Here is a 25,248-nt window from a genome sequence, read left to right on the forward strand (position 1 = left end):
TTCCCACGTGTTACTCACCCGTTCGCCACTGATCCACCCCGAAGGGCTTCACCGTTCGACTTGCATGTGTTAAGCACGCCGCCAGCGTTCGTCCTGAGCCAGGATCAAACTCTCCGTGAATGTCTGCCGGTAATCCGGCCTACACTCGCGTTGAGCGGCACGGCAACCACCGGAATAGGGCGGTCCCGCGCACTGCGTCCTCGCTAGTGTTTTGTTACTAAAGGAATCTCCAACCGATCCGAACGGACCGGCCGGGGATGTCAACATATCTGGCGTTGACTTTTGGCACGCTGTTGAGTTCTCAAGGAACGGACGCTTCCTTCGGACCGCCTTCCAGCGGGCCCTCCGGGCGCTTCGTTCTTTCGTGTTCCGAGCTTATCAGATGTTTTCCGCTCCGTTTTCCGGAGTTTCATTCGATCGGATTTCGCTCGATTTCGGCCTTTCGGCGCCCCCGAACTCTAGCAGAGTTTTCCGGGCCGTTTTCCCGCACTCAATTCGAATCCATGGACGGACCGAACGGCAGCGGGGCAACCCGGAGAACATTACGCTCCGGGCTGCCCCAGGTCAAACCGGGCTCAGGCGCGGCCGAGCTCCTCCACCAGCGCCGCCACGAAGGCGTCGATGTCGGCCTCGGTGGTGTCGAAGGCGGTCATCCAGCGGACCTCACCGGTCTGCTCGTCCCAGAAGTAGAAGCGGTAACGCTTCTGCAGCCGCTCGCTCACCTCACGCGGGAGGATCGCGAAGACCGCGTTGGACTCGACCGGGCGCACCACGGTGACGCCGTCGATGCCGCGGACGGCCTTCTCCAGTCGCTGGGCCATCGCGTTGGCGTGGCCGGCGTTGCGCAGCCACAGGTCGCCGGCCAGCAGCGCCTCGAACTGGACCGAGACGAAACGCATCTTCGACGCGAGCTGCATCGACATCTTGCGCAGGAACTTCAGGTCCCGGACGCGCTCGGGGTTGAGCACCACCACGGCCTCGCCGAACAGCAGGCCGTTCTTGGTCCCGCCGTAGGAGAGGACGTCGACACCGGCGTCCGTGGTGAAGGCGCGCAGCGGCAGCCCCTGGGACGCGGCGGCGTTGGCCAGGCGCGAGCCGTCGAGGTGGACCAGCATGCCCCGCTCGTGGGCGTGCTCGCAGATCGCCTTGATCTCCTCGGCGGTGTAGACCGTGCCGAGCTCGGTCGACTGGGCGATGGAGACGGCGAGCGGCTGGGCGCGGTGCTCGTCGCCCCAGCCCCAGGCCTGCTGGTCGATCAGCTCGGGGGTGAGCTTGCCGTCCGGGGTGGGGACGGTGAGGATCTTGATCCCGGCGATCTTCTCGGGGGCTCCGCACTCGTCCACGTTGATGTGGGCGCTCTCCGCCGCCACCACCGCGCCCCAGCGCGGGAGCAGGGCCTGGAGGGCGACGACGTTGGCGCCGGTGCCGTTGAACACCGGGAACGCCTCGGCGCGCTCGCCGAAGTGCTTGCGGAAGACCTGCTGGAGGTGCTCGGTGTACTGGTCCTCGCCGTACGCGATCTGGTGGCCGCCGTTGGCGACCGCGAAGGCGGCGAGGATCTCGGGGTGCACGCCCGCGTAGTTGTCGCTGGCGAAGCCACGGACCTCGGGGTCGTGGTGGCGTACGGCGTCGGTGTGCGGTTCGGTCATCGGGCTGTCAGCCACAGGTGCTGTCCGTTCAGTTCTGCTGCGGGGCGGTCCCAGAGGCCCGCCAGGTGCTCGGCGAGGTCGGCGGTGTCGGTGAAGCCGGCGAACTTGGCGTCCGGCTTCTCGGCCCGCATCTCCGGGGAGACCAGGGCCTTGATCACCAGGATCGCAGCCGCGGCGGTGGGCTCGCCGTCCCCGCTGGTGGTCTCCTTGACGAAGGAGTTCGCCATGGCGAGGGTCCAGGCCTCGGTGGCGGCCTTGGCGGCGGCGTACGCGGCGCCGCCGGCGGTGGGCTTGTGCGCGGCCGCGGCGCCGATCATCGCGAACCGGCCGGACTCGCTGCGCAGCAGGGCGGGCTGGAAGGCGAGCGAGGTGTGCTGGAGGGTGCGCACCACGGTGTCGTGCAGGAAGTCCCAGTCGTCTATGCGGCTCTCGAAGAAGGACTTGCTGCCCCGCCAGCCGCCGACCAGGTGGAACAGGCCGTCGACGTGGCCGTGCTCGGCCTCCAGGTGGTCGGCCCAGTCGTGGACCTCCTGCGGGTCGAGCAGGTCGATGATCTGGCCGGTGATGGCGGCGCCGGGGACGGCGGTGCGGACGGCGTCGATCGCGCTGTCCAGGCGGCGCTGGTCGATGTCGGCGCCGATCACGGTCGCGCCCTCGGCCGCGAGGCGGCGGAGGGTGGCCTGGCCCGCCGGGCCGCTGGCTCCGGCGACGGCGACGACCTTGCCTGCGAGGCGGGGGGTGTTCACGCGGCGACTCCCTCGAGGCCGGCACCGGTGATGCCGGTGGTGGCGGCGATGACGCCGCTGAGCTTCTTGGACAGGGCCTCGTAGAACATGCTGAGCGGGAACTCGTCCGGGTGGACGGCGTCGCACAGGGCCTTGTTGAGGGCCTTGCCGTCGACGGTGTCCAGCGGGAGCGCCTCGGGGCCCTTGGCCCAGGTGGAGGCGGGGTGCGGGGTGAGGTACGTGGAGACCAGCTGGTACGCGGCGATCCAGTGGGCGGTCTTCGGCCGGTCGATGCCGTCGCGGTAGAGGGTCTCGATCTCGGCGCAGAGCGCGTTGGTGACGTCGGCGACGCGGTCCCAGTCGATGCTCAGCCGGTTGTCGCGCCAGCGCAGCGCGTCGTTCTTGTGCAGGTAGGCGAAGAGCAGCTGGCCGCCCATGCCGTCGTAGTTGCGGACGCGGTCGCCGGAGACCGGGAAGCGGAACATCCGGTCGAAGAGGATGGCGTACTGCACGTCGCGGCCCTGCGGGTAGCCCTCGGCCTGCAGCTTGACGGCCTCCTTGAAGGCGGTCAGGTCGCAGCGCAGCTCCTCCAGGCCGTACATCCAGAACGGGCTGCGCTGCTTGATCATGAACGGGTCGAACGGCAGGTCGCCGTGGCTGTGGGTGCGGTCGTGCACGAGGTCCCACAGGACGAAGGTCTGCTGGGCGCGGTGCTGGTCCTCCAGCAGGCCGGCGGCGTCGGCGGGGATCTCCAGGCCGAGCAGGTCGACGGCGCTGGTGGTGACGGCGCGGAAGCGGGCGGCCTCGCGGTCGCAGAAGATGCCGCCCCAGGTGAAGCGGTCGGGTGCCTTGCGGACCGAGACGGTCTCCGGGAAGAGCACCGCGGAGTTGGTGTCGTAGCCGGCCGTGAAGTCGGTGAAGGTGATCGGCACGAACATCGGGTTGTCGAAGCGCTCGCGCTCCAGCTCGGCCAGCCAGTCCGGCCAGACGACCTTCAGCAGGACGGCCTCGAGGTTGCGGTTCGGGTTGCCGTTCTGGGTGTACATCGGGAACACCACGAGGTGGTCCAGGCCGTCCACGCGCTGGTCGGCGGGCTGGAAGGCGAGCAGCGAGTCCAGGAAGTCGGGCTCCCGGTAGCCGGTGTCGGCCCACTTGCCGAGGTCGGCCTGGACGGCGGCGAGGTACGCGGCGTCGTGCGGGAACAGCGGGGCGAGCTCGGCGACGGCGGTGGTGACCGCCTCGACCAGCGGGTCGACGGTGTGGCGCTGGACCGCGCCCAGGTCGATCGAGCCGTCCTTGGACTGCAGCGGTCGAAGCGTCTCGACAGCGTCCTTGAGGCGCAGCCAGGCGGGGTGGCCGGCCGGGCCGGCGGAAGCATCGCCCGCTACCGCGAGCTTCGGCGAAAGATTCTGCATTGGAGGCTCACTTCGACAGGAGTTTTTAGAGCATGACCACCATAGATACAGAAGGTTCTCCTGTTCAAGGGGGGTTCTGCGGTAAACCCGGCACTCAGCGTGACCGTCCACGATCCGGACGCTCGGCCGGACAGGAGGGTGGATGGGCCGCGGACCCGGCGGCGCACGGGGACCGGGGCGCGGCGGCGGGGCCGTACGCCGACCATGCCTCGCTCCCCGCGGCGGCGCCACCGGTGGCGGGCGGGGGTTCCCCCGGAGCGGCCGCCCGGCAGTCGTCAGCCGGCGGTCAGCGGTCAGCGGTCAGCGGTCAGCGGCAGGGACGCACTCGTTGCCGCCGCCGGGGCGATGTGCGGGGTCGGGTGTTGAGGAGTTCAGGGGGGTCAGGGGGTCAGGTGCCGACCCGGACGACCTCGGCCAGCACCATGACGGCGCCGAGGGAGGCCCAGCCCACGCCGATCCGTCGGAGGGTGGCCGGGGTGGCGGCGCCGAGCGGACGCCAGGAGCGCGCGGCGAGACGGAAGCACTTCTCCGCCACACCTCCCGCATTGAGTGCCAGTGCCGTGCCCGAGAGCACCATCACCGCGGTGGTGATCCACAGAATCCAACAGTCGTGACCGGCTGTTCCCACTCGAATCCCCCCTGTCGTCCCATCATCGCCCACCCTCGCACAGGCGGCGGGCATTTCGGTGGCCGAGCACCAGTGCGCCCCGTGCGCGCCCTGCCCGGAACGGCCGTCGATCGGGGAAGGTGGACCGTGAACCCGTCTGCACTCCGGTCGAGGGGGGCATCCATGCACGGTCCGACCGTCGTCAGCTGGCTGGTGGCCGCCCTGGCGGTGGGGGCGGCGGGGCTGTGCCTGTTCCGGCTGCGGGGCGCCGGCTGCGCCGGGCCGGGGCGTCGGCACCCCGACCGGGAGTCGGACGCGGCGGAGGCGGCGATGGCGCTGGGGATGGCCGGCATGGTGGCGCTGCCGGGGCCGCTCTGGGGCTGGCTGTTCGCCGCGCCGGCGGCGGCGCTGGGGCTGGCCGGACTGCTCGGGCTGGTCGGACTGCTGGGGCCCGGACCGCGGGCGCACCGGCTGCACCACGGCGTGGGGGCGCTCGCGATGGCGTACATGGCGCTGGCGATGCCGGGCGGCGCCGGCGCTCCGCACGGCAGCGGCGGGCACCATGCGGCGGCCGCCGTACCGGGGTTGCCGCTGGTCACCGGCGCGCTGCTGATGTACTTCGGCGGCTACTCGCTGTGGGCCGGCAGCCGGCTGCTCTCCACCCAGGCCGGGCCGCTGCCGGCGCCGGGCGGGGACGGGCTGGGGCGGGCGTGCCGGGTGGCGATGGGCATCGGGATGTTCGCGATGCTGCTGACCATGTGACAGCCGGCCGGTGCGGGCGCCACGTGGTGTTGGTCACTGCCGGGCCGGACGGGCTCCGCTGCGGGCGCCCGGCGCATAGGTTGGAGGGGCGCATCTCGCGCGCCCGTCCTCCCCGGGGGGAGCGTCCGCCATGACGGCCCTGCTCAGCCTGTTGCTGCTCGGAGTGCTGCTCGCCACCGTCGCGCCCGGACGGCTGGTCCGGGCCAGGTGGGTCGAGCGCGAACCGGTGCTGGCGCTCTGCGCGTGGCAGTGCCTGGTGGTCGCGGTGCTGCTGTGCTGTGTGCTCGGTCTGCTGCTGGCCTGTTCGGCCGCGCTGCCGGAGCTGCGTGCGCTGCTGTTCGCGGGCGCGCCGCACGGGGTCGAGGAGGCGTACGGCCTGGCGGGGGCGGCGGGCTGGGGCCGGCTGTGGGCCGCGCTGCTGGCGGCCGGCGGGCTGTGGACGGCGGTGTCGCTGGTCCGGGAGGTCCGCGCCGCCCGCGCGCTGCGCGGGCATCAGCACGACCGGCTGAGCCGATCGGCGCCCGAGCTGCCGCCGGGCCTCGGCCCGGTCGAGCGGACCAGGGAGCGGCTGGTGGTCCTGGAGGACGTCCGGCCGGAGGCCTGGTCGCTGCCGGGGCACCAGGCCCGGCTGGTGGTCACCACCGGCGCCCTGCAGCAGCTGAGCGGGCGGGAGTTGGCCGCGGTGCTGAGCCATGAGCGCGGCCACGTTCGGGCCCGGCACCACTGGCTCGCGCAGTGCGCGCAGGCGCTCGCCGACGGCTTTCCCGGGGTGGAGGTGTTCAGCGCCTTCCGCGACCAGGTCGGTGAGTTGGTGGAGTTGGCGGCCGACGACCGGGCGGCGCGCCGGCACGGCCGGCTGACCACGGCACTGGCCCTGGTCGAGCTCAACTCCGGCCGGGGGGTGTTCGGTTCGTGCCCGCCGCAGCAGCTCGCCCAGTCACCGCGCCGGGTCGACCGGCTGCTGGCGGGTGAGCCCCGGCTGCACGCGGTGCACCGGCTGCGGCTCACGCTGGCCGCACTGGCGGCGCCGGCGGCGGCCGTCCTGCTGGCGGTCTGGCCCGGGCTGTCCGCGCTGCTCTGACCCGTCGGCGGCCGGGCCCGGGCCGGAAGCCACGGGCGCGGCCCATCGGCGGCCGGGCCATCGGCGGACGGCCGTCCGGTGGCGGACCCGGGCGCGCGGCTCCCCGGCGGCCCGGCCCGGGGGCTGCCGTCAGGGGCGCGGGGTGCCGTCGGTGAGCGTGCGGGCGAGCACCTCGCGGTGGAGCGGGCGGGCTTCCCGGTAGCGGGTGCGGCCGGCCTCGGTGAGCTGGACGTAGATGCCGCGGCGGTCGATCTCGCACATCGCGCGCTCGACCAGTCCGGCCTTCTCCAGCCGCCCGATCAGCCGGGACAGCGCGCTCTGGCTGAGGTGCACGGTGCAGGCCAGGTCCTGGATCCGCAGGGCGGCCTCGCGCTCGCGGTGCTCGTCCTCCCAGAGCCGTTCCAGGACCTCGAACTCGCTCATGCCGAGGCCGTGGCGCTCGCCCAGCTCCCGGTCGAGGGCGCAGGAGGCGGCCGCGTGGCGCGCCAGCAGTGCACGCCACTCGACGACGTGGGCCGCGTCGGACGCGGTGTCGAGATCAGTCACCGCGCCAGGTTATCACTGCACAGGCACTTATTGCAGGCTCATTAAATGCGTTTGCATTCAATGCACGTGCATGTAGTCTCCTGCCATGACCACAGCCCAGCCGGCTCCCGGCGCCAACTCGACCGACCTCAGCTGGAGTCCACGCCTCTGGGGCGCCCTGATCGTCCTGTGCGCCGCGATGTTCCTCGACGCCCTCGATGTCTCCATGGTGGGCGTCGCCCTGCCGTCCATCGGCGCCGACCTCCACCTCTCCACCTCCACCCTGCAGTGGGTGGTCAGCGGTTACGTCCTCGGCTACGGCGGCCTGCTGCTGCTCGGCGGCCGGGCCGCCGACCTGCTCGGGCGCCGCCGGGTCTTCCTGGTCGCCCTCGCCGTGTTCGCCGCGGCCTCCCTGCTGGGCGGCCTGGTGGACGACGGCGGCCTGCTGATCGCGGCCCGCTTCCTCAAGGGCGTCAGCGCCGCCTTCACCGCCCCGGCCGGACTGTCCATCATCACCACCACCTTCGCCGAGGGCCCGGCCCGCAACCGCGCGCTCTCCATCTACACCACCTGCGGCGCCAGCGGCTTCTCGCTCGGCCTGGTGCTCAGCGGCCTGCTCACCTCGGCCGGCTGGCGCTGGACCTTCCTGATGCCGGTGCCGGTCGCCCTGCTGGCGCTGGTCTTCGCGACCCGGCTGCTCCCCCGGCAGGCCGCCCCCGAGCGCGGCCGCGCCGGGTACGACGTGGCTGGCGCCGTCACCGGCACCGGGGCCCTGCTGCTGCTTGTGTTCACCCTCACCGAGGCGCAGAGCGCCGGCTGGGCGAGCCTGCGCACCCTCGGCTCGCTGGCCGTGGTGGCCGCCCTCGGCGCCGCCTTCCTGGTGATCGAGTCGCGCACCGCGCACCCGCTGGTCCGGCTCGGCATCTTCCGCAACGGCGGCGTCGCCCGGGCCAACCTCACCGCGTTCACCATCTTCGGTTCGTACGCGGGCTTCCAGTTCATCGCCACCCTCTACCTGCAGCGGCTGCTCGGCTGGTCCGCGCTGGAGATGGCGTTCGGCCTGCTGCCCGCCGGGGCGCTGGTCGCGCTGTCGGCGACCCGGATGGGCGCGATCATCGACCGCTTCGGCACCGGGAAGCTGCTGCCGATCGGCGTGCTGGCGCTGACCGCCGGCTACGCGTACTTCCTGCAGCTGGGCGAGCACAGCGGCTTCGCCACCCTGGTCCTGCCGAGCATGGTGCTGCTGGGCATCGGCTTCGCGCTGGCCTTCCCCTCCGTCAACATCAGCGCCACCAGCGGGGTCGCGGACGAGGAGCAGGGACTCGCGTCGGGCCTGGTGAACACCGCCTTCCAGGTGGGCAGCGCGATCGTGCTGGCGATCACCACCGCCGTCATCACCGCGGGCAGCGGCGGCGGCGAGAGCCCGCAGGCCCAGCTGGACGGCTACCGGCCGGCGCTGCTGCTGGTCACCGGGATCGCGGCGGCAGGTCTGCTGGTGACCCTGGCCGGCGCCGCGCTCGACCGGCGGGCCGCGGCGGCGACCGCGGCGGCCACCCCCGTGCCGGACTACCGCTACGGGCCGCTCGCCGACGGCGTCGGTCCGGACGGACGGGAGGCCGCCCGGACCGAGGTGCTGTCCGAGCGCTGAACCCGCGGCACCCGCCGCGGCGCACCGCCGGATACCGCCCGGGTGCCGGCTCCACCAAACCCCCGTGTTGGTGGAGCCGGCACCCGGGCGTTCCGCCGTACGGTCCGGCGTACCCGGGGCCCGGTGTACCCGGGGCCCGGATCCCGGCGCGGCGGCCGACCCGGCCAGATATATTGGCCGGGAGCCAATGAACGTACGGAGCTGACACGATGGCACCTCGGGGGGAATCGGTCAATGAGGCCATGCGCCGACGCTCCCGCCACCGGATCCTGCGCGCCACCGTCGAGCTGGTCGACCAGCACGGATACGGCCGCACCACGCTGGGCGACATCGCCGAGCGGGCCGGGCTCGCCCGCGGTCTGGTCTCCTACTACTTCGACGGCAAACGGCTGCTGATGCAGGCCGCCACCCACCGGATGATGCATCTGGGGCTGGCCGCGGCGCTCGGGGACCTGCCGTCCGACGCCTCCCCGGACGCCCGGCTGGCCCGGGGGATCGACGCGGTGCTGGAGCTCGCGCTGGAGCATCCGTTGGTGATGCGCTCGCACCTCGCGCTGATCCTGGAGCCGGACGCCGGCAGCTTCGTCCAGGACCCCGAGCAGCAGCAACTCGGCGCCATCCTGCGGGAGCTGCTCAGGGACTGGGGTGCGCCCGACCCGGTGGCCGAGCACGCGGTGCTGCGCAGTGCGCTGATGGGCGCCTGCATCGGGGTGCTGCTGCCGGGCGCGCCGGTGCCGCTGGCCCCGATCCGGGCGGACCTGTTCGCCCGCTACGGGCTGGCGTGGGAGCTGGGGGCGCCGCCGCAGCCGGAGGCGCCCGCCCGGCCGCAGCCGTCGGTGCGCGGCTGACCGGCCCGGCCGCACCGGGCGGCCGGGGTCGCGGCGGGTGCCTCAGCGGTCCTTGAGGATGGTGGCGAGCAGGTCGACGGTCTGGCCCGGGGTCAGGCTGTCGACGCACAGCCGTTCCATCACCTGGATGTAGGCGTCCACGTCGTCCCGCTTGTCCAGGTAGAGCGCGCTGGTGAGCTGCTCCAGGTAGACCACGTCGGCGAGGTCCTGCTCGGGGAAGCGCAGGATGGAGAAGGCGCCGCTCTCGCCGGCGTGCGCCCCGAACCGGAACGGCATCACCTGCACCACGACGTTGTTGTGCTCGGACATGTCGATCAGGTGCTGGACCTGGGCCCGCATCACCTTGGGGCCGCCGACCGGGCGGCGCAGCGCGGCCTCGTCGATGACCGCCCACAGCTTGGGGCCCTGGTTCTCGGTCAGCAGGCTCTGGCGGCGCATCCGCAGGCTGACCCGGCGGTCGACCTCCTCCTCGGCGAGTGCGGGGCGGCTCTGGCCGAAGATCGCGCGGGCGTACTCCTCGCACTGGAGCAGGCCGGGGATGAACTGCACCTCGTAGGTGCGGATCAGGGCGGCCGCCTCCTCCAGACCGATGTAGGTCTGGAACCAGTTCGGCAGGACGTCGGTGAAACTGTGCCACCAGCCGGACTTGTTGGCCTCGCGGACCAGGCCGAGCAGTGCCTCGCGCTCGGCGCCGTCGTTGACGCCGTAGAGGCTGAGCAGGTCGGCGACGTCACGCTCCTTGAAGGAGACCCGGCCGAGTTCCATCCGGCTGATCTTGGACTCGGAGGCCCTGATCGCGTAGCCGGCGTCCTCGCGGGTGATGGCGCGTCCTTCGCGCAGGCGGCGGAGCTGGGAGCCGAGGAGGATCCGGCGCACCATCGAACCACCACCGGGCTGAACTGTGGTCATGCGGTCGAAACCTCCACCTTGGGCAAACAGCGCACAGTCTGCCATCAGTTGAGCGCTCTCGGTGCCGGTACTGGTGCAACGATCTACCGGTTCTGCATCACACCTACCATCTTGCACGTGCATCCGGCGCTTGCATATGCCAATCCTGCGACTGCACGTGAATCGACTCTTGCATCTGCAGTGAGCGCAGAGGACCATGGTGCACGTGCACCTGCACACCCCTGGCAATCCCGCGGGCTCCGCCTCGACCACATGCGCGATCCGCACGCCGTACCCGGCAGCGCCCGTCGCGCAGCCGGATTCGCGTGCGCGCGAGTGGTCGTCGGGCGGAGCGGCCGCGCGGCCGAGCGAGTCGGAGGTGACCGGCATGACCCCGGCGGGTCCAGCCGTGTCGGCCCCCTTATGGGAGGAGCTCTTCATGAGCACCGGAACGGCCTTGGCGACCGACCCCCACGTGGTCAGCTGTACCCTCGCTCCCCGTTTCGAAGCCGTGAGAACCGCTCGCGAGTTCGCCAGATCCACCCTGCTCGGCTGGGGTCTCGGGGAGCTCTTCGACGATGTCTCCCTGGTCGCCTCGGAGTTGGTGACCAATGCGCTGCGGCACGCGCTCGGCGCGGCCGAGCCCGCCCGGCTGCCCGCACAGCCGGGACCGCGTCAGGCGGCCGACGCCACCCTGCCGATCCGAATAAGCCTGGTGCACCGTTCACCGCAGGTGGTCTGCGCGGTGAGCGACCCCAGCAGCAGCGGGCCGGTGGCCCGGGAGGCCGACTTCGTGGCGGAGTCCGGCCGGGGGCTGCACCTGGTGGACTCGTTCAGCCGTTCCTGGGGCTGGCACCCGCTGGCGGGCGCGGGCAAGGTGGTCTGGGCGCTGTTCGAGGCGGCGCCGGAGGTTCCGGCCGCCGGACGGCACCGCCGTTCCGCCTGACCGTCGGCGCCCCGCCGCCCCGCGCCGACGCGTCACTCTGACACCGGACGCTGACACGGTGCTGACGCGCGGTCAGCGCACCTGCGCCGTACCGTACTTACTGCCTGGCCGTACCGTATTTACTGCACGCACTGCGCACCCGGCGGGTACGGCGCCCGGGCGCCCCCGCCACCGGCCGGCCGGGCCACCCCCGGATCCCGCACCCCCGGCGGGCCCGCGGCCGCCGGCAAAACCGAAGGCCGCCGTGGCAACCGGTGCCCACGACGGCCCGAACCCCGCCCGACGTCCCACCGGACGTCAGTTCGCCCCCGCGCCGAGGTGGTCGAACTCGCCGTCCTTGACCCCGAGCAGCATCGCCTCGATCTCGGCCCGGGTGTACACCAGTGCCGGGCCGTCGGGAAAGCGCGAGTTCCGCATCGCGACGTCTCCGCCGGGCAGTGCCGCGAACTCCACACAGTTCCCCTGGGAGTTACTGTGCCGACTCTTCTGCCAGACCACACCGTCGAGGTCCGCAGCCGCCATGCCGTTGAAAGTCTCACGCATTGAAATCTCCCCGATCGACGGCGATCTCCTCACCTGACGTGATGATAGCTCGGCTTGCACGTGCATCGGCACGGGATAGCGCCCGTGCGAATGCACGCGACCGACGGCTCCTCGGAGCGGGCGCCCCGGGCCGCCTGACGGTACGTAAGCGGACATACCGCCACGAACACCCGGCGATCCGATGACCGTCCGTACACCTCGGCAAGCACGGTGTCGATCTTCAAGAGACGCCGGGCACCTCACGGGCAGTTACGTCGGCCGAGTGTGAGCCGCGTCACGATCGAAGGGCCCGGCAACTGGGTAACCACCCCGGAAAGGTGACCGCTTTGCCCGACAACATCCCTCTTGTCCAGGCCGGTTTGCCCGGTTCCTGGGATCCGGCTGCAGTAGGGGCGGGCGAATGTCCTACGATCTCCGCCATGAGCACAGCAGCGATCCCGGGCGCGCCACTGCCCGTCCGTACGCCCGGCTCCCGTGCGCGGGGGCGCCACCGTCGTCCTGAGCGCCCCGAGATCCCGGTCGGCTCCCCGGCCATGGTGCTCGCCGTGCCCGTCACGGCCGGCCCCGAGTCCCGCTCCGTGGTGGACGAGCTGCTCTCGATCGTGCGCGGCGAGCAGCCGGGCATCGAGGCGGCGGCCGCCTACCTGGACGTCAGCGAGGGCACCGAGGGCGCCGTCACGGTCGCCTCGCTGCTGGCCGAGGCCACCAACGCCGGGTACCCCGCGCCGGTCGTGGTCCCGCTGCTGACCGGTCCGCACCTCGGGCTGCAGGAGCTGCACAAGGTGGCCGCCGAGTTCGGCTCCACCGTCACCGACGCGCTCGGCCCGCACCCGCTGCTGGCCGAGGCCGTGCACGTCCGCCTCTCCGAGGCCGGACTGGCCCGCGCCGACCGCGCCCGGCTGTTCGCCATCACCACCGCGGCCGACGGCATCGTGCTGACCGTGACCGGTGGCGAGGAGGCCGCCACGGCCGCCGGGATCACCGGTGTGCTGCTGGCCGCCCGGCTCGCCGTGCCGGTCGTCGCCGCCGCGCTGGACGTCCCGGGTTCGGTGGCCGCGGCCGTCGACCACCTGCGGGCCACCGGTTCGCAGCGTCCCGCGCTCGCCCCGCTGGTGATCGGCCCGGAGGCCGACCCGGAGCTGCTGGCCGCGGCCGCCGAGGAGACCGGCTGCCCGAGCGCCGCCCCGCTGGGCGCCTACCCGACCGTCGGTCAGCTGATCGCCGGCAGCTACCTCGCGCAGCTGCCCGCCCCGGCGCCGCTCGAGGAGGAGCACGCCGAGGAGCAGCCGGAGGGCTGAGCCCCCGCGCGACCCGCGACATCGACCGGCCTCGGCCCCCGCGTGGGGGCCGAGGCCGGTTGCGTCGGTGACGGCCGGGATCAGGTCACCCGGGTGGTCGGCACGGCCGCGTCGGCGAGCCGGACGGACGGGGTGACGGGCTGGCGCGGGCCGTCCGGGACGTCGGCCGGGGTGGTGGAGGCGTTCCATGCCGGGGCCGCGGCGACGCCCTGGGACTTGTTCAGCTCGACCGCCTGGGCGTCCCCGGCCTTGCGCAGCACGATCCGCTTGGGGGTCGGCGACTCGGGGTCGAGCCACACCTCGTTGCCGCTGAACGAGCAGTCCAGCACCTGGATGTCGTCCGGCTGCCCGTCGGTGGTGGCCCGGAAGGCGACCCCGGCCTTGCGGTAACCGGTCATCCGGCAGCGGCTGATCGTCACCGGCACACCGGCCAGCTGGTGCTTGAGGGTGGAGACCGCGTAGTCGGACTGGCCGGCCGCGTCGATCAGCAGCCCGTCGAAGACGGTGCCCTTGTCCCGGCCGAGCGCGTGCACGGCGATGCCGCCGGCCGCGTTGCCGTACAGCACGCTCGAGGTGTAGTCGAAGTCGTTCAGGTAGGCGCCGTGCTCGATGCCCCAGCCGCCGTTGTGGTACGCGACGAACTGACCGACCGTGTGGTGGTGCTGGGCGTTGAGCCAGACGAAGATGCCGTTCTCCAGGTTGTTGTGCGCCAGGCAGCGTTCGAAGGTCCACACCCCCTCGCTGGTCTCCGGCCACTCGTAGCCGGAGGCGCCGGTGGCGCCCTGCACGCCGACCGCCACGCAGCCGGTCGCCTTGCTGCCGCTGCCCGCGCCGAGGCTGAAACCGGTCAGCCGGTAGCCGCGCGGGTTGGGCTCGAAGACCGTCCGGGAGGCGACGCAGGAGTCGTAGACGATGTCGTCGGAGGGGCCCTGCGGGGTGCGGGTGTCCTGCGGGCCGTCCCACCAGTAGGCGTCCTCCCAGGTGTTGTGGCTGATGCAGCTGCGGAAGGTGACGCCGTGGCTCATGTGCGGGACGAAGGCGTGGTTGCCCGCGTCGCGGACCACCACGCCCTGCACCACGGTCCCCCGGGACGCGTCGGCGAGCATGTGGAAGTGCAGCCCGTACCGGCCGAGCACCGGGTCGGTGACGGGCTTTCCGTTCCACTGCTCCTTGCCGTTGGTGCGCGGGCCGAGCCAGCGCAGCGCGGCGTGCCGGACGTCCGCGCGGCGGGAACTGGTGAGGTGGATGTGGGCCCGGCCCTGTTCGGTGCCCTCGACCCGGACGTTGCGGGTCAGGTTGAGGACCTCGGCGCCGACGGTGACGCCCGCGCCGACCGCGACCCGGGGGTGGGCGTACTTCAACGGACCGTCAAGGACGACCGTCGCGCCCTTGACCTGACGGACCGTGCGCAGGTCGTACTGGGCGGAGAAGTCGTCACCGCTGTCGGGGGCGGCGGTCGGGGTGACGGCCAGTTCGTCGCCCACCTGCCAGCCGGCGGGGGCGGCCGCGAGGGTGATGCTGGTGTCGCCGGCCTTGAGCGCACCGGCGGCCCGGACCCAGGCGGTCCGGGCGGCGCCGTCCAGCCGCAGGTAGCCGGCGCCGGTCACCCACAGGCCGGTGTCGGTGTCGACGACGGTCATGCCGCCGCCCTGGAAACGGCGCTCGTCGACCCCGGGGAACCTGACCGTGTGCACCACCGCGTCGGCGGGGGACGCACTCAGGGTGCCGCGGACCTCGATGTTGCCCGCCGAGCTGAGCGTGAGGTTCTTGTCCTTGGCGAAGACCAGCGAGCCGGCCGGCTCGATCACCAGGGACCCGACGGTGGCGTCGGTGTCCAGCAGCACCTGGTCGGTGATCCGCACCGCGCTCTTCGGGCCGGGGACGCTGCCGCCCCAGCCGGCCGGGTCGGACCAGCGGCGGCCGCCCTCGGCGACGGTCGGCGGCGGCTGTTCGGAGGGCGGCGGCGCCGAGGCCGCGGGCGACGGGGTGCCGTGCTGGTGTCCGCTCGCGGTAGGCGGGGCGGCGGTCCGGCCGGGGCCGGGGCGGCGGGCCCCGACCGGACTCTGCCGGACCGCCTCCTCGCCCGCGACCGCGGCGACGATGCCGACGGCCCCCCAGATCAGCAGCGCACGGCGGCTGCTCCCGGCGGGCCGCTTGGGCGCGCCGCGGTGCGAATGGGGCCGGCGGGCGGGGGCCGGCTGCTCCCCGCCCTCGCCCGGCGGCTGCGGCGGTCTCTGCTCTGGCTCCACGGTCGGTCGTCCCTCCCGGGCCGCAGGTCCGGCCCTGTCGACTGCAGCATAGGCAAGTCCCCATCCGTTAAAGGCTTTTGCGCGAAAGCGAGCGATTATGAACGGTCCGGGCGAGGTTTATCGATCATGAAGGCCATGCGCGGGCGATGTGACGACGCTCACACATATTTGCGGTTTCAACTTATCTCTGCCTAATGTCCTCCCACGTTCGTGGTCACACGGACCCAGCCACCCGGAACGCCGAGTCCTGCCGCCGGGTGCGCTGGCAGTGCCGAAAACGCACCGCGGCAGGAGCGGGGGAACCAGGTAGGTCGCCCGGAAGCGGTACGCCAGTACCAGGACCGGGCTTGGGGTGAAGCCGTGCTCAGCGCGGCCGGGCAACTCCAGCCCGAATCCGACAGCTCACCTCGTAGGCGTGGGAGAGGAACGCGTCTTCATGCTGCCCATCAGCGCCTCCAAGCGTGCCCGTCGCATCATCGCCACCACCGGTGTGGTCGGCATCGGTCTCACCATCCCCTGCCTGACCGCCGGTTCGGCCTCCGCCGCCTCCGTCGCCACCTGGGACAAGGTCGCCCAGTGCGAGTCCTCCGGCAACTGGAGCATCAACACCGGCAACGGCTTCTACGGCGGTCTGCAGTTCACCTCCAGCACCTGGGCCGCCTTCGGCGGTACCTCGTACGCCGCCCGCGCCGACCTGGCCACCAAGGACCAGCAGATCGCCGTCGCCGAGAAGGTGCTCGCCTCCCAGGGCCCCGGCGCCTGGCCGGTCTGCTCGGTCCAGGCCGGTCTGACCAAGGGCGGCGAGGCCCCGCAGATCAACACCGGTGCCGCCGCGAGCGCCCCGGCCGCCACCGCCGCCAAGCCGGCCGCCCCGGCCGCCGCCCCGAAGCCCGCCGCCGCGCCGAAGCCGGCCGCGCAGCAGGCCGCCCCCCAGCAGGACACCCACCAGTGGGCGGGCAAGCAGTGGGACGGCAAGCAGTGGAACGGCCACCAGGGCGCCCACGACTACACCGTCCGGGCCGGTGACTGGCTGTCCCAGATCGCCGAGAAGAACCACGTCCAGGGCGGCTGGGAGAAGCTCTACGAGCTGAACAAGTCGGTCCTCACCGAGGGCGCCGACGTCATCTACCCGGGCCAGCACCTGAGCCTGGGCGACGACACCGCCACCGCCGCGCCGGCCGCCCCGGCCGCCGCGCCGAAGCCGGCCACCGCCGCCCCGGCCGCGGCCACCGCCGCCAAGCCCGCCGCCGCCACCCAGGCGACCGGCTCCAAGGCCGCCGCGATCAACTTCGCGCTGTCCAAGGTCGGCCAGGCCTACGTCTACGGCGGCAGCAGCGACGGCGGCTGGGACTGCTCCGGCCTGACCCAGGCCGCGTACCGTCAGGCCGGCGTCTCGCTGCCGCGCGTCGCCGCCGACCAGGCGGACACCACCACCCGGGTCTCGCTCGACTCCCTCCAGCCGGGCGACCTGCTGTTCTGGTCCAACAACGGCAGCAACTCGGGCGTCTACCACGTCGCCCTGTACGTGGGTGACGGCAAGTACGTCGAGGCCGCCAACCCGCGTGCGGGTGTCCGGGTCGAGACCATCGCCGACTACGCGCCGGACTTCGCCGGCCGGATCTGATCGGGGATCCACCGGGCCGCAGCCCTCGGAGACCTTCCAGGTTCCGGGGGCGGCGGCCTAGGCTACGGCGAGTCGACTCCGAGGAGCGCCCGCCATGGCCAAGGTCACCATCACCCTCGACGCCGATCTCGCGATCGAGGTGATGCTCCAGTCCGGCACGAGGAATCCGCAGGACGCGGTCGAGCTGATCGTCCGTGACTACCTCGACCGCACCCGGCGCACCGAGGCGCGGACCGGCGACGCGGCCGACCAGCAGCGCCTGAACCACCGCAGGCCGGTCGTCGAGGAGGGCTGAGGAGCCGGACCCGACGCCCTCACCCCCGAAGACGTGCGTGACGGCCCGGAGACCTCCCGTCCCCGGGCCGTTCGCCGTACCCGGACCGGGCCGGTCCCCGGGCCTGTCCGACCGTCCGCGGCGGATCGGCGTGCGGCCCCGCCGGCTCCACCGGCCCCGGGGCGGAGAGGGTGCCCCCCATGCGCGGCGGCCCGGCCGGTCACGCCGGACAGCAGCCCTCGTACCGGGTGGAATCGGGCGATCCACCGAGGCTCCGGACGGGCTCCCGGCGCCGGACCCCGGCGGGAACGGCCCGACGGCCCCTGGCGTGCCGCCACCGGGTGGGCCGGGCGCCCGGCGGCTAGAGTCGGGGCAGATGGCCCACCGGACGGGGGATCGTGATCGCCCATGGCGTCGACTTCCACGCAGTGGCCCCGCTACGTGCGGGCGGCCCCGTGGGCGCTGGTGGTCGCGGGCCTGGTCTGGGACTCGCTCTCCCCCGCCGACTACTGGGGCGACCCGATGGTGGCGGCCGCCTCGGTGCTCGCCGGGGCGCTGCTGTCACTGCGCGACACCGTCGCGGTCGGCGCCGCCGTCCTGGTCGGGATCCTGGTGCTGACCGTGCTGGACGGTTCGGTCGGCACCACCGCCGGCTACCTGGAGCTGGCCAACACCGCGTTCGCCGCCCTGATCGGGATCTGGGTCAACCGGGTGGTGGCCCGGCACGGCCGCCGTCTGCAGGCGGTCCGCTCGGTGGCGGAGACCGCCCAGCGCGCGGTGCTGCCCGCACCGCCGGCCAGGGTCGGCCGGCTGGAGGTGGCCGCCCGCTACCGCGCCGCCCACACCGACGCACTGATCGGCGGTGACGCGTACGCGCTGCAGCGGACCCCGTTCGGGGTGCGGGCGCTGATCGCGGACGTCCGGGGCAAGGGGCTGCCTGCGGTGGCCGCCGTCTCGGTGCTGCTGGGCGCGTTCCGGGAGCACGCCGACGGCCTGCCCGATCTCGGCGCGGTCGCCGACGGCCTGGAGCACTCGCTGACCCGGGAGGCCGCCGAGGCGACCGAGGAACTGCGGATGGAGGGCTTCATCACCGCGCTGCTGGTGGAGTTCACGCCCGGGCCGGGCGGGCTGCGGCTGCTGAACTGCGGGCACCCCGGGCCGTACCTGCTGTCCGCCGACGGCTCCCGGGTGCGGCGGCTCGACGCCCGCGAGCCGGGGCTGCCGCTGGGGATGGGCGGACTCGGGGCCGGGCGCCCGGCGGTCGAGGAGTGGCCGTTCGCTGCCGGGGACACCCTGCTGCTGGTGACCGACGGGGTGACCGAGGCGCGGGACGCCGCCGGACGGTTCTACGACCCGGCTCGGCGGCTGGCGGGCCGGGGCCCGTTCGACGGTCCCGGCCGGGTGATCGACACGCTGATCCGGGACGTCGACCGGTGGACCGGCGGGCCGCGCGACGACGACATGGCCGTCCTGGCGCTGACCGAGAGCACCGCGGGGAGCCCGGCCTCCGGGCCCAACTCCCCGCCGCACTAGACCTCGTACCGGCCTCCCGGACCGCCCCGGACCGGCAGGCGCTACCGGCCGCCCCCGGCCGCGCCGGTGGAGCCGCGCATCACCAGCTCGGGCTGGAACATGAACTCGACCCGCTGGGTGGCGTTGCCCCCGACCTCCTCCAGCAGGGCGTCGACGGCGGCGGTGGCCATCGCCTCGACCGGCTGGCGGATGGTGGTCAGCGGCGGCTCGGTGAACGCGATCAGCGGCGAGTCGTCGAAGCCGACCACCGAGATGTCCTGCGGCACCGCCAGACCCCGCCGGCGGACCGCCCGGATCGCGCCCAGCGCCATCATGTCGCTGCCGCAGACGATCGCGGTGCAGCCCTTGTCGAGCAGCGCCCCGGCCGCCGCGTCCCCGCCCTCCACGCTGAACAGCGTGTGCTGGATCAGCTCCTGGACCTGCTCGGGGGTGCTGCCGAGCAGCTCCCCGACGGCCGCGGTGAACCCCTCGATCTTGCGCAGCACCGGGACGTACCGGCGCGGGCCGATGGCCAGGCCGATCCGCTCGTGGCCGAGCCCGACCAGGTGCTGGACGGCCATCCACATCGCGGTCCGGTCGTCCGGCGAGATGAACGGCGCGTCGATCCGCTCGCTGTAGCCGTTGATCAGCACGAACGGCACCTGGCGGCCGGTGAGCCGGGCGTAGCGGTCGTGGTCGGCGCTGGTGTCGGCGTGCAGTCCGGAGACGAAGACGATGCCCGCGACACCGCGCTCGACCAGCATCTCCACCAGTTCGTCCTCGGTGGCGCCGCCCGGCGTCTGGGTGCACAGCACCGGGGTGAAGCCGTGCCGGCTGAGCACCTGCTCGATCACCTGGGCCAGCGCCGGGAAGATCGGATTGCTCAACTCCGGCGTGATCAGGCCGATCAGGCCGGCGCTGCGCTGGCGCAGCCGGGTCGGGCGCTCGTAGCCGAGCACGTCGAGCGCGGCCAGCACCGTCTGCCGGGTCGTCGCGGAGACGCCCGCCTTGCCGTTGAGCACCCGGCTGACGGTCGCCTCGCTGACGCCCGCCTGTGCCGCGATGTCTGAGAGTCGCGCCGTAGTCACGATCCCAGAGCCTATTGCAACCACGTCAGGCCGCCCACCAAATGGCACAGTCCGCGGGCAGAACGGTCTCGCCGTCCACCACGGTGAGCTCCGCCGAGGCGAGCAGGACCCGGCCCGGGGCGGCCGTCCGGACCGGCTCGCCGGTGGTGTTGACGGTGCAGACGAAGGAGCCGTCGGCGCTGTCGCGGCGGAAGGCCAGCACGCCCTCGGGCGCGTCCAGCCAGGTCACCTCGGTGCCGGCCCCGAGCGCGGGGTGCTCGCGGCGGACGGCCAGCGCGGAGCGGTACAGCTCCAGGGTGGAGGTCGGGTCGCCGGTCTGGACCTCGACGCTCAGCCCGGCCCAGGTGGCGGGCTGCGGCAGCCAGCTCGGGCCGCCCGGGGTGGGTCCGAAGCCGTACGGGGCCTCGGTGCCGGACCACGGGATCGGCACCCGGCAGCCGTCGCGGTAGCCGTCCTGGCCGGCCTGGCGGAAGAACGACGGGTCCTGGCGGACCTCGTCGGGCAGGTCGGTGACGTCCGGGAGGCCGAGCTCCTCGCCCTGGTAGAGGTAGGCGGAGCCGGGCAGGGCGAGCATCAGCAGGGTGGCGGCGCGGGCCCGGCGCAGGCCGAGTTCGCGGTCGCCGGGGGTGCGGATCTGGGTGCCGCCGGGCGGGTTGGCGAAGCGGGTGGCGTGCCGGGTGACGTCGTGGTTGGAGAGCACCCAGGTGGCGGGGGCGTCGACCGGGCGCATCGCGTCCAGCGAGACGTCGACCACCTCGCGCAGCGCGTCGGCGTCCCAGTGGGTGCCCAGGTACTGGAAGTTGAAGGCCTGGTGCAGTTCGTCGGGGCGGACGTAGTTGGCGGTGCGCTGCACGGTCGGGGTCCAGGCCTCGGCGACGCCGATCCGCTCGCCCGGGTATTCGTCGAGGATCAGCCGCCAGCTGCGGTAGATCTCGTGCACGCCGTCCTGGTCGAAGAACGGCATCACGTCGTTGCCGAGCAGCTTGAGCTGGTCGTGCGAGCCGAGGTCGGGCAGGCCGGGGGCCTTGACCATGCCGTGCGCGACATCGATCCGGAAGCCGTCGACGCCCATGTCCAGCCAGAACCGCAGGATCGAGCGGAACTCGTCGGCGACGGCCGGGCTGTCCCAGTTGAAGTCGGGCTGCTCGGGGGCGAACAGGTGCAGGTACCAGTCGCCCGGGGTGCCGTCGGGGTTCTCGGTCCGGGTCCAGGCCGGGCCGCCGAAGATGGACTCCCAGTCGTTGGGCGGCAGTTCGCCCTCGGCGCCCTTGCCCGGGCGGAAGTGGTAGCGCTCGCGCAGCGGGGAGGAGGGACCCTCGCGCAGCGCGCGCTGGAACCACTCGTGCTGGTCGGAGGAGTGGTTGGGCACCAGGTCGACGATGATCCGCAGGCCCAGCGCGTGGGCGTCGCGGATCAGGCCGTCGGCGTCCAGCAGGGTGCCGAACATCGGGTCGACCGCGCGGTAGTCGGCCACGTCGTAGCCGGCGTCGGCCTGCGGCGAGGCGTAGAACGGGGACAGCCAGACCGCGTCCACCCCGAGGTCGCGCAGGTACGGCAGGCGGCTGCGGATGCCGGGCAGGTCGCCCATGCCGTCCCCGTTGCCGTCGGCGAAGCTGCGCGGGTACACCTGGTAGATGACCGCGTCCCGCCACCAGCCTCTGGAGGCACCGGCGTTCGCAGCGATCACAGCGGCGGCGGGCCGGGAGGTGTCGGCCAGGTTCTGGGTCATGGACTGTCATCCCTCACAGGACGTAGGTGGCGTTCCGGCCGCCGGTGCGGTGGCGGCCGTCGCGCGGTAGCAGGCAGGTGGCGGGGCGTGGGTGGGGCGTCGTCAGGACTTCGCGGCACCGGCGGTCAGGCCGGTGACCAGGTGGCGCTGCACCAGGTAGAAGACCAGGGCGGCGGGCAGGGCGATCAGCACCGAGGTGGTCGCCATCAGCTGCCACTGCGCGTCGTGCTCGCTGATGTAGGTCTGCAGACCCACCGCCAGCGTGTACTTGTCCGAGCTGAGCAGGAAGGTCGAGGCGAACGGCACCTCGGCCCAGGCGGTGAGGAAGGAGTAGAAGGCCGCCACGGCCAGGCCGGGCCTGGCCAGCGGGATGATCAGCCGCCAGAAGGTGCCGAACGGGCTGAGCCCGTCGACCCGGCCGGCCTCGTCGATCTCCACCGGGATGGTGTCGAAGTAGCCCTTGAGCAGCCAGCCGCAGTACGGCACGGTGGTGCCCGCGTACGTCAGGATCAGGCCGAAGTAGCTGTCCAGCAGGTTCAAGTTGGCGAGGATCGTGTAGATCGGCACGATCACCACCGCGATCGGGAACATCTGGGTGAGCAGCAGGGTCCACATCAGGTGGCGGTGGCCCGGGAAGCGCATCCGGGAGACCGCGTAGCCCGTGGTGGCCGCCACCAGGACGCCGAAGACGGTGGTGCCGCCGGCCACCAGCACCGAGTTGCCGAACCAGCTGAGGAAGTCGGTGTGCTGGAGCACGAAGCTGTAGTTGGCGAAGGTGGTGCGCCCGAAGATGTGGCTGGGGTGCAGGTAGTCGGTCTTGTCCGGGCCCAGGGAGATGAAGGCGATCCACAGCACCGGGAAGACGGCGATCAGGGCCGCGACGACCAGCAGCGCGTGCGACAGCACGGAGGCCGAGCGCCGGCCGCGGCCGCGGGACTGCGCGACGGCGCGGCTCGCGGCGGGCCGGGCGGCGGTCGGGAGTTCGGTGACGGCGCTCATCTCGGCGGCCTCCTTCGGGTGGGTGGGGGGTGCGACTCGGGCCGGGGTCATCCGTTGGCCTGCTCGTTGCGGGCCAGCCAGCGGCGGTAGAAGCTGGTGAAGACGACCAGGATGGAGAGCAGCAGCACACCGTAGGTGGCGGACTCCGCGTAGGCCCGGGGCTGCTGGCCGAAGCCCAGCCGGTAGGCCCAGGTGACCAGGATCTGCGCGTCCGGGGCGCCGTTGCCGAGCAGCAGGTAGATGACGGCGAACTGGTTGAAGGTCCAGATCACGCCGAGCAGGACCACGGTGCTGCTCACCGCCCGCAGGCCGGGCAGCGTGACGTGGCGGAACCGCTGCCAGGGGGTCGCGCCGTCCATCTCGGCAGCCTCGTACAGCTCGCTCGGGATCGACTGGAGCCCGCCGAGCAGCGAGACCATCATGAACGGCACGCCGCACCAGGTGTTGACGATGATCGCGGCGGCCTTCGCGGCGAGCGGGTCGCTCAGCCAGGAGGGCTCCGGCAGGTGCAGGAAGCCGAGGGCACTGTTGACGATGCCGCCGTCGGCGAGCATCAGGCGCCAGGAGAAGACGGTGACGAAGGTCGGGACGGCCCACGGCAGGATCAGCAGCATCCGGTAGACGGCGCGTCCGCGCAGGTTGCGGTTCATCAGCAGGGCGAGGCCGAGGCCGATGGAGTAGTGCAGGGCGACGCACACCACGGTCCAGACGATGGTCCAGACGAAGTGCGACCAGAACCGGTCGTAGGAGCCGGGGCCCCAGAGCACGTCGGCGTAGTTGTGCAGGCCGACGAACTCGTAGCTGTCCGGGATGTGCCGGACGCCGATCTGGCGGCCGACGTTGAGACTGGTGGCGTTGGTGAGGGTCAGGTACACGCCGCGCGCAAGCGGGTAGCCGACCAGTACGCCGAGCACGATCACGACCGGCGCGATCATCGCGTACGCGTACCAGTACTTCTGGTACGACAGCTTGACGCGCTGTCCGAGACCGGGGCGCGGTTCGCGCTCGCGGCTGCCCTGGCCGGGCGCGCCCTGCACGGCGACTGCCATGGTGACACCTCTTCGGGAGTTCCGCCGCCTCGCTTCGGCGACTGCGACTGCTGGTGCGGTTCGGGACCTGCGCGGCCCGGCGGGCCGACGGCCGGGGCCGCCCGGTCCGCGTGGGGGTGCGGGCCGGGCGGCCGGTGGCGTTACTTGGAGAAGCCGGGGAGCAGCTTCGCGTAGTCGACGGCGACGGTGTCGAGGCCGGCCTGGGTGGCCGCCTGGTCCTGGACGATCTTGCCGAGGTTGGTCCCGAAGGAGCCGAACAGCGAGGAGTACTCGGGCAGTTCGGGGCGCGGCTGGGCGGAGGAGAGGACCGCCTGGAAGCCGGCGATGCCCGGGTTGACCTTGACCTCGGCGGTGTAGGCGTCGGCGCGGGTCGGCAGGGTGGAGTTCTTCAGCGCGAGGAAGGTCTGGCTCTCGGCCGAGGTGAGGTAGCCGGCCAGCTTCTCGGCGGCGGCCTTGTGGGCGTCGTCGGAGCCCGCGTAGACGGACACGTTGTGGCCGCCGGTCGGGGCGCCGGCCTTGCCGGTGGAGCCGGCCGGGACGGGGGCGATGCCGAGGTTCTTCTGGTCGGCGAAGGCGGAGCCCTTGAAGATGTTGGTGACCTCCCAGGGACCCTGGATGATCATCGCGACCTTGCCGGTGTTGAAGGCGTCCATCATGTGCGCGTACGAGTCGGTGGTCACGTCGGCCTTGACCGTGCCGGGCGCGGTGAACAGCGACTTGTAGGTCTCGATGGCCTTGGCGGCCTCCGGCGAGGCCACGGTGATCTTCTTGCTCTTGGCGTCCACCATGTCGGTGCCCTCGCCGAACAGCAGCGGCATCGCGTAGTAGCCGTCACCGGCGCGCATGAAGAAGCCGTCGACGCCGGCCTTGTCCTTGAGCAGCGCGGCGTCGGCCTTCAGCTCGTCCCAGGTGGCGGGGGCCTTGGTGATGCCGGCCTTCTCGAACAGCGCCTTGTTGTAGAGCAGGCCGAGGGTGTCGGTGACCAGCGGGGCGCCGTAGGTCTTGCCGTCGAACTTGGCCTGCTGGACCAGGCTGGGCTGGAAGGCGGCGGCGTCGGCGAGCGCGGGGGTGCCGTCCAGCGGCTCCAGGAAGCCGGCCTTGGCGAAGGCGGAGGTCCAGCCGACCTCGGAGCGGAAGACGTCCGGCGCGCCCTTGGCACCCATCGCGGTCTGCAGCTTGTTCTGCGCCTGGTCGAACGGGACGTTCTCGAAGTTGACCTTGATGTTCGGGTTGGCGGCCTCGAACTTCTTGACCAGCTCCTGGTAGTTCGGAGCCTCGTTGGTGGCGTTGGAGGTGTCCCAGTAGGTGATGGTGACCGGCCCGGAGGACTTGCCGTCCGCGCTGGTGCCGCTGCTGCCACAGGCTGCAAGCGTTACCGCAAGGGCCGCAACGAGAGCGGAGGCCGCGATGCCACGCCGCATGAGAGCTCCTAATGAGGTGGGGGTGCCCGAGAGGGAGGAGGACCGCGCATAATGGCTGTCCCAGCCGACTGCGCCGTTGCGGCCGTCGGGCTTGGGCAGGAACGTAACAGCGATGCAATCGCATCGGAAAGTCCTTGCAGCAAGTTTCTGCAAGATCTGGCGATCGTTACGCCCGCGTGTCCTCCGCGTTGCCACAAGGTAGCCGCCTTGGACCGCTTTCATCCCTTTTGCGCCCGCCCCGGCGCCACCCTCCCCGCGCCTCACCTCCCTACCCACCCTTGCGCACCTTGCTGCAAGCGCCGCACCGGGCCCCGGCCGGGCGCTTCCGGGCACCCTTCGGACATCCCCCTGCGCGATTTAAAAGGATG

The 25,248-nt window shown here is 72.4% G+C and carries 22 protein-coding genes, 1 rRNA gene and 1 riboswitch; of the genes, 9 read left to right on the plus strand and 14 right to left on the minus strand.

Going from position 1 to position 25,248, the window contains the following annotated elements; genetic code table 11:
• The 5 genes from AC2TEW_RS08405 to AC2TEW_RS08425 form a co-directional block, all read right to left on the minus strand.
• Positions 1-120: ribosomal RNA gene (locus AC2TEW_RS08405) — 16S ribosomal RNA — on the minus strand; the annotation flags it as partial.
• A gap of 455 nt (positions 121-575) precedes the next feature.
• The gene (locus tag AC2TEW_RS08410) at positions 576-1,649 is read right to left on the minus strand and encodes a threonine aldolase family protein (RefSeq protein ID WP_484622998.1); all 1,074 of its coding nucleotides are present in this window, start codon (positions 1,647-1,649) and stop codon (positions 576-578) included.
• Positions 1,646-2,395, minus strand: a complete 750-nt coding sequence (locus AC2TEW_RS08415; RefSeq protein ID WP_484622720.1) for an SDR family NAD(P)-dependent oxidoreductase — start codon at positions 2,393-2,395, stop codon at positions 1,646-1,648. The genes AC2TEW_RS08410 and AC2TEW_RS08415 overlap by 4 nt, the downstream gene beginning before the upstream one ends.
• A complete protein-coding gene (locus AC2TEW_RS08420; RefSeq protein ID WP_484622721.1) occupies positions 2,392-3,789 on the minus strand; it encodes a DUF6421 family protein in 1,398 nt (465 codons plus the stop codon). Before AC2TEW_RS08420 ends, AC2TEW_RS08415 begins: the two co-directional genes overlap by 4 nt.
• Before the next feature lie 388 nt (positions 3,790-4,177).
• Complete coding sequence (locus tag AC2TEW_RS08425) at positions 4,178-4,324, minus strand: hypothetical protein (protein ID WP_484622722.1); 147 nt, start codon at positions 4,322-4,324, stop codon at positions 4,178-4,180.
• Positions 4,325-4,579: 255 nt separating this feature from the next.
• Here AC2TEW_RS08425 and AC2TEW_RS08430 point away from each other — a divergent pair, with 255 nt between their 5' ends.
• Positions 4,580-5,158, plus strand: coding sequence for a DUF5134 domain-containing protein (locus tag AC2TEW_RS08430; RefSeq protein ID WP_484622723.1), 579 nt, complete (start codon positions 4,580-4,582; stop codon positions 5,156-5,158).
• Between the two features lie 130 nt (positions 5,159-5,288).
• Positions 5,289-6,239 (plus strand): M56 family metallopeptidase, encoded by a 951-nt coding sequence (locus tag AC2TEW_RS08435; RefSeq protein WP_484622724.1) that lies wholly within the window; start codon positions 5,289-5,291, stop codon positions 6,237-6,239.
• 129 nt (positions 6,240-6,368) lie between these two features.
• On the opposite strand, the gene AC2TEW_RS08440 is transcribed toward AC2TEW_RS08435, so the two are convergent.
• Complete coding sequence (locus tag AC2TEW_RS08440) at positions 6,369-6,785, minus strand: MarR family winged helix-turn-helix transcriptional regulator (RefSeq protein ID WP_484622725.1); 417 nt, start codon at positions 6,783-6,785, stop codon at positions 6,369-6,371.
• A gap of 85 nt (positions 6,786-6,870) precedes the next feature.
• Between AC2TEW_RS08440 and AC2TEW_RS08445 the strand changes: the two genes are divergently transcribed.
• Together AC2TEW_RS08445 and AC2TEW_RS08450 are read left to right on the plus strand one after the other, a co-directional pair.
• Complete coding sequence (locus AC2TEW_RS08445; RefSeq protein ID WP_484622726.1) at positions 6,871-8,412, plus strand: MFS transporter; 1,542 nt, start codon at positions 6,871-6,873, stop codon at positions 8,410-8,412.
• Between the two features lie 242 nt (positions 8,413-8,654).
• On the plus strand, positions 8,655-9,260 hold the full coding sequence (locus tag AC2TEW_RS08450; RefSeq protein ID WP_484622727.1) for a TetR/AcrR family transcriptional regulator: 606 nt from the start codon (positions 8,655-8,657) through the stop codon (positions 9,258-9,260).
• A gap of 42 nt (positions 9,261-9,302) precedes the next feature.
• Here AC2TEW_RS08450 and AC2TEW_RS08455 read toward each other — a convergent pair whose 3' ends face one another.
• On the minus strand, positions 9,303-10,169 hold the full coding sequence (locus AC2TEW_RS08455) for a Sco1979 family transcriptional regulator (protein ID WP_484622728.1): 867 nt from the start codon (positions 10,167-10,169) through the stop codon (positions 9,303-9,305).
• Positions 10,170-10,587: 418 nt separating this feature from the next.
• Between AC2TEW_RS08455 and AC2TEW_RS08460 the strand changes: the two genes are divergently transcribed.
• The gene (locus tag AC2TEW_RS08460) at positions 10,588-11,094 is read left to right on the plus strand and encodes an ATP-binding protein (protein ID WP_484622729.1); all 507 of its coding nucleotides are present in this window, start codon (positions 10,588-10,590) and stop codon (positions 11,092-11,094) included.
• Positions 11,095-11,391: 297 nt separating this feature from the next.
• Here AC2TEW_RS08460 and AC2TEW_RS08465 read toward each other — a convergent pair whose 3' ends face one another.
• Positions 11,392-11,637, minus strand: a complete 246-nt coding sequence (locus AC2TEW_RS08465; protein ID WP_484622730.1) for a DUF397 domain-containing protein — start codon at positions 11,635-11,637, stop codon at positions 11,392-11,394.
• A gap of 419 nt (positions 11,638-12,056) precedes the next feature.
• On the opposite strand from AC2TEW_RS08465, the gene AC2TEW_RS08470 reads away from it, so the two are divergent.
• A complete protein-coding gene (locus AC2TEW_RS08470; RefSeq protein WP_484622731.1) occupies positions 12,057-12,935 on the plus strand; it encodes a sirohydrochlorin chelatase in 879 nt (292 codons plus the stop codon).
• Positions 12,936-13,015: 80 nt separating this feature from the next.
• On the opposite strand, the gene AC2TEW_RS08475 is transcribed toward AC2TEW_RS08470, so the two are convergent.
• The gene (locus AC2TEW_RS08475) at positions 13,016-15,184 is read right to left on the minus strand and encodes a G8 domain-containing protein (RefSeq protein ID WP_484622732.1); all 2,169 of its coding nucleotides are present in this window, start codon (positions 15,182-15,184) and stop codon (positions 13,016-13,018) included.
• Between the two features lie 259 nt (positions 15,185-15,443).
• A riboswitch (cyclic di-AMP (ydaO/yuaA leader) is annotated at positions 15,444-15,613 on the plus strand.
• A gap of 7 nt (positions 15,614-15,620) precedes the next feature.
• Here AC2TEW_RS08475 and AC2TEW_RS08480 point away from each other — a divergent pair.
• From AC2TEW_RS08480 to AC2TEW_RS08490, 3 genes are all read left to right on the plus strand, one after another.
• Positions 15,621-16,808, plus strand: coding sequence for a transglycosylase family protein (locus AC2TEW_RS08480; protein WP_484622733.1), 1,188 nt, complete (start codon positions 15,621-15,623; stop codon positions 16,806-16,808).
• 94 nt (positions 16,809-16,902) lie between these two features.
• Positions 16,903-17,103, plus strand: a complete 201-nt coding sequence (locus AC2TEW_RS08485; RefSeq protein WP_350643406.1) for a hypothetical protein — start codon at positions 16,903-16,905, stop codon at positions 17,101-17,103.
• Positions 17,104-17,490: 387 nt separating this feature from the next.
• Positions 17,491-18,615, plus strand: a complete 1,125-nt coding sequence (locus AC2TEW_RS08490) for a PP2C family protein-serine/threonine phosphatase (RefSeq protein WP_484622734.1) — start codon at positions 17,491-17,493, stop codon at positions 18,613-18,615.
• 41 nt (positions 18,616-18,656) lie between these two features.
• Here AC2TEW_RS08490 and AC2TEW_RS08495 read toward each other — a convergent pair whose 3' ends face one another.
• The 5 genes from AC2TEW_RS08495 to AC2TEW_RS08515 form a co-directional block, all read right to left on the minus strand.
• Positions 18,657-19,682, minus strand: coding sequence for a LacI family DNA-binding transcriptional regulator (locus AC2TEW_RS08495; RefSeq protein WP_484622735.1), 1,026 nt, complete (start codon positions 19,680-19,682; stop codon positions 18,657-18,659).
• A gap of 25 nt (positions 19,683-19,707) precedes the next feature.
• The gene (locus AC2TEW_RS08500; RefSeq protein ID WP_484622736.1) at positions 19,708-21,411 is read right to left on the minus strand and encodes a glycoside hydrolase family 13 protein; all 1,704 of its coding nucleotides are present in this window, start codon (positions 21,409-21,411) and stop codon (positions 19,708-19,710) included.
• Positions 21,412-21,513: 102 nt separating this feature from the next.
• A complete protein-coding gene (locus AC2TEW_RS08505) occupies positions 21,514-22,410 on the minus strand; it encodes a sugar ABC transporter permease (protein ID WP_484622737.1) in 897 nt (298 codons plus the stop codon).
• 47 nt (positions 22,411-22,457) lie between these two features.
• Positions 22,458-23,459 (minus strand): carbohydrate ABC transporter permease, encoded by a 1,002-nt coding sequence (locus AC2TEW_RS08510; RefSeq protein ID WP_484622738.1) that lies wholly within the window; start codon positions 23,457-23,459, stop codon positions 22,458-22,460.
• A gap of 140 nt (positions 23,460-23,599) precedes the next feature.
• A complete protein-coding gene (locus tag AC2TEW_RS08515; protein ID WP_484622739.1) occupies positions 23,600-24,880 on the minus strand; it encodes an extracellular solute-binding protein in 1,281 nt (426 codons plus the stop codon).
• Between the last annotated feature and the right edge of the window lie 368 nt (positions 24,881-25,248).

The sequence above is a fragment of the Kitasatospora sp. NEAU-CNBT7 genome (assembly GCF_057220535.1).

What these genes read in the sequence shown, in the direction of transcription:
- AC2TEW_RS08410 (WP_484622998.1), bottom strand. Translation starts at nt 1,649, where the DNA reads ATGACCGAACCGCACACCGACGCCGTACGCCACCACGACCCCGAGGTC.
- AC2TEW_RS08420 (WP_484622721.1), bottom strand. Translation starts at nt 3,789, where the DNA reads ATGCAGAATCTTTCGCCGAAGCTCGCGGTAGCGGGCGATGCTTCCGCC.
- AC2TEW_RS08430 (WP_484622723.1), top strand. Translation starts at nt 4,580, where the DNA reads ATGCACGGTCCGACCGTCGTCAGCTGGCTGGTGGCCGCCCTGGCGGTG.
- AC2TEW_RS08435 (WP_484622724.1), top strand. Translation starts at nt 5,289, where the DNA reads ATGACGGCCCTGCTCAGCCTGTTGCTGCTCGGAGTGCTGCTCGCCACC.
- AC2TEW_RS08445 (WP_484622726.1), top strand. Translation starts at nt 6,871, where the DNA reads ATGACCACAGCCCAGCCGGCTCCCGGCGCCAACTCGACCGACCTCAGC.
- AC2TEW_RS08450 (WP_484622727.1), top strand. Translation starts at nt 8,655, where the DNA reads ATGCGCCGACGCTCCCGCCACCGGATCCTGCGCGCCACCGTCGAGCTG.
- AC2TEW_RS08455 (WP_484622728.1), bottom strand. Translation starts at nt 10,169, where the DNA reads ATGACCACAGTTCAGCCCGGTGGTGGTTCGATGGTGCGCCGGATCCTC.
- AC2TEW_RS08460 (WP_484622729.1), top strand. Translation starts at nt 10,588, where the DNA reads ATGAGCACCGGAACGGCCTTGGCGACCGACCCCCACGTGGTCAGCTGT.
- AC2TEW_RS08465 (WP_484622730.1), bottom strand. Translation starts at nt 11,637, where the DNA reads ATGCGTGAGACTTTCAACGGCATGGCGGCTGCGGACCTCGACGGTGTG.
- AC2TEW_RS08470 (WP_484622731.1), top strand. Translation starts at nt 12,057, where the DNA reads ATGAGCACAGCAGCGATCCCGGGCGCGCCACTGCCCGTCCGTACGCCC.
- AC2TEW_RS08480 (WP_484622733.1), top strand. Translation starts at nt 15,621, where the DNA reads ATGCTGCCCATCAGCGCCTCCAAGCGTGCCCGTCGCATCATCGCCACC.
- AC2TEW_RS08485 (WP_350643406.1), top strand. Translation starts at nt 16,903, where the DNA reads ATGGCCAAGGTCACCATCACCCTCGACGCCGATCTCGCGATCGAGGTG.
- AC2TEW_RS08490 (WP_484622734.1), top strand. Translation starts at nt 17,491, where the DNA reads ATGGCGTCGACTTCCACGCAGTGGCCCCGCTACGTGCGGGCGGCCCCG.
- AC2TEW_RS08500 (WP_484622736.1), bottom strand. Translation starts at nt 21,411, where the DNA reads ATGACCCAGAACCTGGCCGACACCTCCCGGCCCGCCGCCGCTGTGATC.
- AC2TEW_RS08505 (WP_484622737.1), bottom strand. Translation starts at nt 22,410, where the DNA reads ATGAGCGCCGTCACCGAACTCCCGACCGCCGCCCGGCCCGCCGCGAGC.
- AC2TEW_RS08510 (WP_484622738.1), bottom strand. Translation starts at nt 23,459, where the DNA reads ATGGCAGTCGCCGTGCAGGGCGCGCCCGGCCAGGGCAGCCGCGAGCGC.
- AC2TEW_RS08515 (WP_484622739.1), bottom strand. Translation starts at nt 24,880, where the DNA reads ATGCGGCGTGGCATCGCGGCCTCCGCTCTCGTTGCGGCCCTTGCGGTA.